We start from the raw sequence: 5561 nt of genomic DNA, 5'->3' as shown, positions 1-5561 counted from the left end.
CCGCAGTGGTGGCGGCGGCGGTGGTGGCGATGGCGGTTTCCGCAGCCCCTACGGCGCCGGCCCCCGTGGCGGTGGCGGCGGTGGCCGCTCCGGCGGTGGTGGCGGCGGCTACGGCGGTGGCGGCAACAGCGGCTACTGATCCAGGCGCTCCAACGCACAGAAAGACAAAAGGCTCCTCACGGAGCCTTTTTCTTTGGGGGCCGGCCGTGTCGATCAGGCCTCGCCGCTGCGCTTCTTGCGTTCGCGCCCCTGCACCGCGCGGTCGAGCACGGCATTGGGCAGCATGCGCATGATCTTGGCGACCACGCCCATCTGCCACGGGATCACGCGGTAGCTGGTGCCCGACTCGATGGCGCGCAGCGCCTGGGCCGCGAAGTCCTCGGCCTTCATGAGAAAGGGCATGCCGTAGCGATTGCCCTGCGTCAGCGGCGTGTCGATGTAGCCCGGGCACAGCGTGACCACCTTGACGCCGCTGTTGTGCAACTCGCCGCGCAGGCTCTCGCAGTACGCGACCACCCCGGCCTTGCTCGCGCAGTACGCGCCGTGGCCCGGCAGCCCGCGAATGGCCGCGACGCTGGCAATGCCCACCAGCCTGCCGCTGCCGCGCTGCGCCATCGCCCGCACGAACGGATGAAAGGTCGCGGCCAGCCCGACGTTGTTGGTGGCGAAGGTCTGCGACAGCACGTCGAGGTCGGCGCGCTCCGCCGTGTCGATGCCCACGCTGATGCCGGCATTGGCAATGACCACGTCGGGCAGGCCCTGCTGAGCGATGCACTCGGCGCCGGCGGCCACGATGCTGTCGGTCTGCGCAACGTCGGCGGCGTAGATCCGGTAGCGGTCCGCGCTGAGCTTGCGGCCCTGGGCCCAGGCTTCGGTCTGCGCCGTGCGCCGGGCGACCAGCGCCAGGCGATAGCCCGCGTCGTAGAAGCTCGCGGCCAGCGCCTGGCCGATGCCGCTCGATGCGCCGGTGATGAAGACGAGCGGGGACGGCGTGGTCATGCGTGATGTGTTCCGGGTGTCTTCTTGGGGGTCAGCGCTTCTTGGCCGGAGCGGGCGCCGCCATCGCGGCCGACGGAATCAACACCCCGCGCACCCGGCCGTTCAGGTTGGCCACGCCGGTCACGTTGTCGTAGTCGAGCGTGTCGCCGGTGAACTGGTCCTTGTCGCGGATCAGCGTGACCGGCTGGTTCGACGTCACGCGCTCGGTGTCGACGTAGGCATGCAGGAACTCGCCGCGGAACTCGAGCCGCGGCGTGGGCTTGCCGTTCGGTCCCACCGACGGGTCGCGGATGACGATCGCGTTGCCGAACAGCTGCAGCTCGCTGCCGTCCGAGTTCGACAGCCCGCGGTTGGCCGTGGAGCGCGTCACCAGCCCCTCGGGCGACACGGAACGCATGCGCACCTTGTCGACCTCGATGGTGTCGGTGTCCGGGTAGTGCCGGCCTTCGACGCCATGCAGCTCGCTGCGCAGGTCGCCGTTGGGCAGGAAGTTCTTGATGACGAAGTCGCGCATGAAGTAGTCGGGCTCATGCGTGGGCGCGGCCTTGGCGGTGGGCTCCAGCAGCTTGGGCGCATTGCGCACCAGCCAGTAGGTGCCGAGCGCGACGGCCGCCGTCAGGATGATCGGCAGGTAGATCGTGGTGCGGTCGAGGACGTCGCGCACCAGTCCCCATGCGCGTTTCGCGTTGTTCATGTGTGGGGGCCTCGGGCAGCGTCGAGCAGGACGCGGTATTGGCCGCAGGCCGTGAGAAGCAGGTCGCAGAACTCGCGCGCCGCGCCTTCGCCGCCGCGCGCGCGGGTGACGTAGCGCGCAATGCCTCGCACCTCGGCGTGGGCATTGGCCGGCGCCGCCGCGAAGCCGACACGCGTGAGCACCGGCAGGTCGGGCCAGTCGTCGCCGATGGCCGCGGCCTGCGCCCAACCGAAGCCCAGCTGGTCGAGCATGGCCTGCGCGGCGGGCAATTTGTCTTCGGTGCCGTAGCGCACGTGTTCGATGCCCAGCGCCTCCAGCCGCACGCGCAGGGGCTTGGAATCGCGCCCCGTGATCACGGCCGGCACGATGCCCGCCTTGCGCAGCAGTTTCAGGCCGTAGCCGTCGAGGATGCTGAAGCGCTTGAGCGTTTCGCCGTGCTCGGTGAAGTACACGCCGCCGTCGGTCAGCACGCCGTCGATGTCGAAGAAAACAATGCGCACGTCCTGCGCGGCGAGCAAGGTCTCGGCCTGGAACTCGAGCGCCATCAGATGACCTTCGCGCGCATCAGGTCGTTGGTGTTGATCGCGCCGACGATCACCCCCGCGCCGTCGATCACGAACAGGCGGGTGATGCCGCACTGCTCCATCAGCTCGGCGGCTTCCACCGCCAGCGCGTCGACGCGGATGGTGCGTGGGTCGCGGTGCATCACCTCGGCCGCCTTGGGCGTGCGCAGGTCGGCGCCGGCCTCGATCAGGCGGCGCAGGTCGCCGTCGGTGAAGATGCCCGAGGCGCGGCCGTCGGGCTCGACCACCGCGGCGGCGCCGAAACCCTTGATGCTCATCGCGCGCATCAGCTCGCTGATGGTGGCCGAGGGCGGCACGCGCGGCACTTCGTCGCCCGAGCGCATGACGTCGCTCACGTGCGTGAGCAGCTTGCGCCCGAGCGCGCCGCCCGGGTGCGAGCGCGCGAAGTCTTCGGAGCCGAAGCCGCGCGCGTCGAGCAGCGCCACCGCCAGCGCGTCGCCCATTGCCATCTGGGCGGTGGTGCTCGCGGTGGGGGCGAGGTTGAGCGGGCAGGCCTCCTTGGACACGCCAGCGTCGATCACGATGTCGGCATGGCGGGCCAGGGTGGATTCGGGGCGGCCGGTCATGGCGATCAGGGGCACGCCCTGGCGCTTGACGACCGGCAGGATGACGGTGAGCTCGTCGACTTCGCCGCTGTTGGAAATGGCCAGCACCAGGTCGACCGACTTGATCATGCCCAGGTCGCCGTGGCTGGCTTCGGCCGGGTGCACGAACATCGCGGGCGTGCCGGTGGAAGCGAGGGTGGCGGCGATCTTGCGGCCGACGTGGCCGCTCTTGCCCATGCCCATCACGACCACACGGCCGCGCACTTCGAGGATCTTGCGCACGGCGTCGACGAAGCTCGGCCCGACGCGGGTCTTCAGGCCGGCGACGGCTTCGGCTTCGATGTCGAAAGTGATGCGTGCCCGGGACAGGATCGCTTCGGGGTCGACCACGGGGGCCGGGGCGGGACGGGAGCTCATCGCCGGATTTTACGGGCCAGAGGCTTGCCCCCACGCTCGGCACTTCGTGTCCTCGCTGCCCCCCGAGGGGGCCGCTCGCGCCTTGGGGCGGCCCGGCGGCGCTCGGTCTCCCTCCGAACGCGCGCGCACGGGTCTTGCTCTAGCATCGGCGCCTATGTCGTCGTTCGATCTCACGCTGTTGTACTTGCTGGCCGCGGTGATCGGCGTGGTGGCCTGCCGCTCGCTCAAGCTGCCGCCGATGCTGGGCTACCTGTCGGCGGGCGTGCTGATCGGGCCGCACGCCTTCGCGCTGGCGCAGAACTCCGAAGGCATCCGCCACCTGGGCGAATTCGGCGTGGTGTTCCTGATGTTCGTGATCGGGCTGGAGTTCAGCCTGCCCAAGCTGCGCGCCATGCGAAAGCACGTGTTCGGGCTCGGCCTGCTGCAGGTGCTGCTGACGATGGCCATTGCCACGGTGGGCGCACTGGCAGTCGCGCGGCTGTTCCTGCCGCCGTCGTGGCAGCTCGGCTGGCAGACCACGCTCGCGCTGTCGGGCGCGCTGACCATGAGCAGCACCGCCATCGTCGTCAAGCTGATGGCCGAGCGGCTCGAACTCGAGAGCGAGCACGGCAAGCGCGTGATGGGCGTGCTGCTGTTCCAGGACTTGGCGGTGGTGCCGCTGCTGGTGCTGATTCCAGCGCTGGGCGCGCCGCCCGAGGCACTGGCCAAGGCCCTGGGGCTCGCGCTCCTGAAGGCCACCTTCCTGATCGGCCTGCTGCTGTACGGCGGCCCGCGCGTCATGCGTTGGTGGCTCACGCTGGTGGCGCGGCGGCGCAGCGAAGAGCTGTTCATCCTGAACGTGCTGCTGGTCACGCTGGGGCTGGCCTGGCTCACCGAATTGGCGGGGCTGAGCCTGGCGCTGGGCGCGTTCATCGCGGGCATGCTGGTGTCGGAGACCGAATACAAGCACCAGGTCGAGACCGACATCCGCCCCTTCCACGACGTGCTGCTGGGTCTGTTCTTCATCACCGTGGGCATGTCGCTGGACTGGCACATCGTGGTCGAGCGCTGGATGCTGGTGGGCGTGCTGCTGCTGGTGCCGCTGGCTTTCAAGCTCGGGCTGGTGACGGTGCTGGCGCGGGTGCTGGGGGCCACCTCGGGCGTGTCGCTGCGCACCGGCCTGTACCTGGCGCAGGCCGGCGAGTTCGGCTTCGTGCTGCTGACGCTGGCGCAGGAGCGCAGCCTGCTGCCGCCCTGGCTGGCCAACCCGGTGCTGGCGTCGATGGTGCTGTCGATGCTGGCAACGCCGTTCATCATCATGTACAGCAACGCCATCGTGCGCAAACTGGTGGCCAGCGACTGGATGCAGCAGTCGCTGCAGATGACGTCCATTGCGCGCAAGACCATCAACACCGCGCAGCACGTGATCATCTGCGGCTACGGGCGCTGCGGCCAGAACCTGGCGCGCATCCTCGAGCGCGAGGGCATTCCGTACATGGCGCTGGACCTCGACCCCGACCGCGTGCGCCAGGCCGCCGCCGCCGGCGACTCGGTGGTGTTCGGCGACGCGGCGCGGCTGCAGGCGCTGATGGCCGCCGGCCTGGCCCGCGCCAGCGCGGTGGTCGTGACCTACCTCGACGTGCCCGGCGCCATGAAGGTGCTGGCCAACACGCGCGCCCACGCGGCCCAGGTGCCGGTGATCGTGCGCACGCAGGACGACCACGACCTCGAGAAGCTGCAGGCGGCCGGCGCGACCGAGGTGGTGCCCGAGGCCATCGAGGGTTCGCTGATGCTCGCCAGCCACGCGCTGGCACTGGTCGGCGTGCCGATGCGGCGCGTGATCCGCGTGGTGCAGGACCAGCGCGACGCGCGCTACAACCTGCTGCGCGGCTATTTCCACGGCGCCGACGACGACAACGCCGACGAGATCGACCACGAGCGGCTCAACAGTTTCACCCTGAATGCCGGCGCCCGCGCGATCGGCCAGACGCTGGAACAGCTGGCGCTGCCGACGCTGGGCGTGCGCGTCGCGAGCCTGCGCCGCCACGACGGCCAACCGCGCACGCCGGCCGGCGCCACCGTGCTCACGGACGGCGACACGCTGGTGCTGTCGGGCAAACCGGCCGCGCTGGCGATTGCCATCGAGCGGCTGCAGAAGGGCTGAGCGCGGCGAACGCCAGGCTTGGGCCAGCCTCGTTCAGTTGATCAGCGTCGGATTGCGCTTTTCTTCGTCGATGCGCTGCTGGCGGCGCACGGCGTCGCATTGCGCGTGGGCCTTGTACTCGGCCTTCAGGCACTGGGCCGCCATGCACTGCGCCCGCGCGATGAAGTTGCGGTCGCCGC

General features: G+C 70.1%; 5 protein-coding genes. 1 reads left to right on the top strand and 4 read right to left on the bottom strand.

Annotated elements, in window-relative coordinates:
• Positions 1 to 213: 213 nt before the first annotated feature.
• From BMG07_RS39625 to BMG07_RS39610, 4 genes are read right to left on the bottom strand one after another with little or no spacing between them, the layout of a single operon-like run.
• Entirely contained in the window at positions 214 to 999 is a 786-nt protein-coding gene (locus BMG07_RS39625; RefSeq protein ID WP_198089056.1) for an SDR family oxidoreductase, read from the bottom strand.
• 31 nt (positions 1000 to 1030) lie between these two features.
• Positions 1031 to 1693 (bottom strand): LPS export ABC transporter periplasmic protein LptC, encoded by a 663-nt coding sequence (lptC, locus tag BMG07_RS39620; protein ID WP_198089055.1) that lies wholly within the window; start codon positions 1691 to 1693, stop codon positions 1031 to 1033.
• The gene (locus BMG07_RS39615; protein ID WP_198089054.1) at positions 1690 to 2238 is read right to left on the bottom strand and encodes an HAD family hydrolase; all 549 of its coding nucleotides are present in this window, start codon (positions 2236 to 2238) and stop codon (positions 1690 to 1692) included. Before BMG07_RS39615 ends, lptC begins: the two co-directional genes overlap by 4 nt.
• Entirely contained in the window at positions 2238 to 3239 is a 1002-nt protein-coding gene (locus tag BMG07_RS39610) for an SIS domain-containing protein (RefSeq protein WP_198089053.1), read from the bottom strand. The genes BMG07_RS39615 and BMG07_RS39610 overlap by 1 nt, the downstream gene beginning before the upstream one ends.
• Before the next feature lie 154 nt (positions 3240 to 3393).
• Here BMG07_RS39610 and BMG07_RS39605 point away from each other — a divergent pair, with 154 nt between their 5' ends.
• Positions 3394 to 5382 carry a monovalent cation:proton antiporter-2 (CPA2) family protein gene (locus BMG07_RS39605; RefSeq protein WP_198089052.1) on the top strand — a complete coding sequence of 663 codons (1989 nt, stop codon included), beginning with the start codon at positions 3394 to 3396 and terminating at the stop codon, positions 5380 to 5382.
• Positions 5383 to 5561: the final 179 nt, after the last annotated feature.

This window comes from Variovorax sp. E3 (genome assembly GCF_016082275.1).
In the GTDB taxonomy this organism is placed as follows: domain Bacteria; phylum Pseudomonadota; class Gammaproteobacteria; order Burkholderiales; family Burkholderiaceae_C; genus Variovorax.
Note: the sequence above shows the minus strand (reverse complement) of the source record. Positions and strands in the feature narration are given on the sequence as shown.

Coding starts and splice junctions, on each gene's coding strand:
- BMG07_RS39615 (WP_198089054.1), bottom strand. CDS start 2,238: ATGGCGCTCGAGTTCCAGGCCGAGACCTTGCTCGCCGCGCAGGACGTG.
- BMG07_RS39625 (WP_198089056.1), bottom strand. CDS start 999: ATGACCACGCCGTCCCCGCTCGTCTTCATCACCGGCGCATCGAGCGGC.
- lptC (WP_198089055.1), bottom strand. CDS start 1,693: ATGAACAACGCGAAACGCGCATGGGGACTGGTGCGCGACGTCCTCGAC.
- BMG07_RS39610 (WP_198089053.1), bottom strand. CDS start 3,239: ATGAGCTCCCGTCCCGCCCCGGCCCCCGTGGTCGACCCCGAAGCGATC.
- BMG07_RS39605 (WP_198089052.1), top strand. CDS start 3,394: ATGTCGTCGTTCGATCTCACGCTGTTGTACTTGCTGGCCGCGGTGATC.